Raw genomic sequence first — 1399 nt, forward strand, 5'->3', positions numbered from 1 at the left:
GGGTGCTGACGCTCGCCGGCATCGTGCGGCCGGCCGATATCGGCGCCGAAAACACCATCCCCTACGAACGTATCGCCGAGGCCCGCATCTCCTACGGAGGACGCGGTCGCATCACCGAGGTCCAGCAGCCTGCCTACGGCCAGCAGATTCTCGACCAGGTTCTTCCGTTCTAGGATCGGAGCAGGGCGCCGTGGCAAATATCGAACAGGTTCAGCCACGCAAGGGTCCCTCCCCTGCCATCCAGGCCGGCCTGCTGCTGCTTGTGACGGCGGCCGCCATTGGCATGGGCTGGATGTCCGGCGGTTATCTCAAAGGCGTCGGCGCACCGGCGTCGGTACCGGTCGCGCCTGAGAACGAAGGCAAGATCATGCAGCCCGCCGCGGCCGAGCAGCCAGGCCTGGGCCCGATGCTTGTCGTGCTGGCGCCGATCACCACCAACATCGCCTCGCCTGCAGGCACATGGATCAGGATGGAGGTGTCCATCGTCTATGACGCGCCGCAGCCACAGGCAATGTCTGATGACATCCACCAGGACCTTCTGGCCCTGGTGCGCACGCTGAAGATGCATCAGATCGAGGGGGCCAGCGGCTACCAGCACCTGAAGGCCGACCTCGAAGAACGCGCCGCGATCCGCAGCCAGGGTCACGCCAAACAGGTACTCATCAGGACATTGCTGCTCGAATGAGAAAGTTCCTTCTCGCCACGGCCATGATCGCGGCCGCCACCTCCATCGCGACGGCCCAGCAACTCGATCTCGGCGGCATCGGCAAGGCTGACGGCACCACCGTAGGCTACATCATCCAGATGTTCGGCCTGCTGACCGTTCTGTCGGTGGCGCCAGGCCTGCTGATCATGGTGACCAGCTTCACCCGTTTCGTCATCGCCTTCTCGATCCTGCGCGCCGGCATCGGCCTGCAGTCGACACCGGCAAACCTCATCCTGATTTCGCTGTCGCTGTTCATGACCTTCTATGTCATGGCGCCGACCTTCGATCAGGCCTGGAACACCGGCGTCAAGCCGCTGATGGACAACCAGATCACCCAGACCGAAGCCTTCGACAAGATTTCAGACCCGTTCCGCACCTTCATGCTGCACAATGTGCGTGACAAGGATTTCGACCTTTTCGCCGACCTTGCCCGCGAGCGCGGACAGACCGTTTCGCGTGACACCGTCGACCTGCGCATCCTGGTGCCGGCCTTCATGATCTCGGAGATCCGGCGCGGTTTCGAGATCGGCTTCCTGATCGTGCTGCCATTCCTGGTCATCGACCTGATCGTCGCCACCATCACCATGGCGATGGGCATGATGATGCTGCCGCCGACAGTGGTGTCGCTGCCGTTCAAGATCCTATTCTTCGTCCTGATCGACGGCTGGAACCTGCTTGTCGGCAGCCTGGTGC

At 62.7% G+C, this 1399-nt stretch carries 3 protein-coding genes; all 3 read left to right on the forward strand.

Going from position 1 to position 1399, the window contains the following annotated elements; all coding sequences use genetic code 11:
* A partial coding sequence (locus EOD15_RS34310) for a flagellar basal body L-ring protein FlgH (RefSeq protein ID WP_185929165.1) occupies positions 1 to 173 on the forward strand: 173 nt, incomplete at its 5' end.
* A 17-nt stretch (positions 174 to 190) separates the two neighbouring features.
* Entirely contained in the window at positions 191 to 685 is a 495-nt protein-coding gene (locus EOD15_RS34315) for a flagellar basal body-associated FliL family protein (protein ID WP_127290410.1), read from the forward strand.
* A partial coding sequence (gene fliP, locus EOD15_RS34320; RefSeq protein ID WP_127409305.1) for a flagellar type III secretion system pore protein FliP occupies positions 682 to 1399 on the forward strand: 718 nt, incomplete at its 3' end. The genes EOD15_RS34315 and fliP, both read left to right, overlap by 4 nt.

This window comes from Mesorhizobium sp. M7A.T.Ca.US.000.02.2.1, assembly GCF_003996995.1.
Classification (GTDB): domain Bacteria; phylum Pseudomonadota; class Alphaproteobacteria; order Rhizobiales; family Rhizobiaceae; genus Mesorhizobium.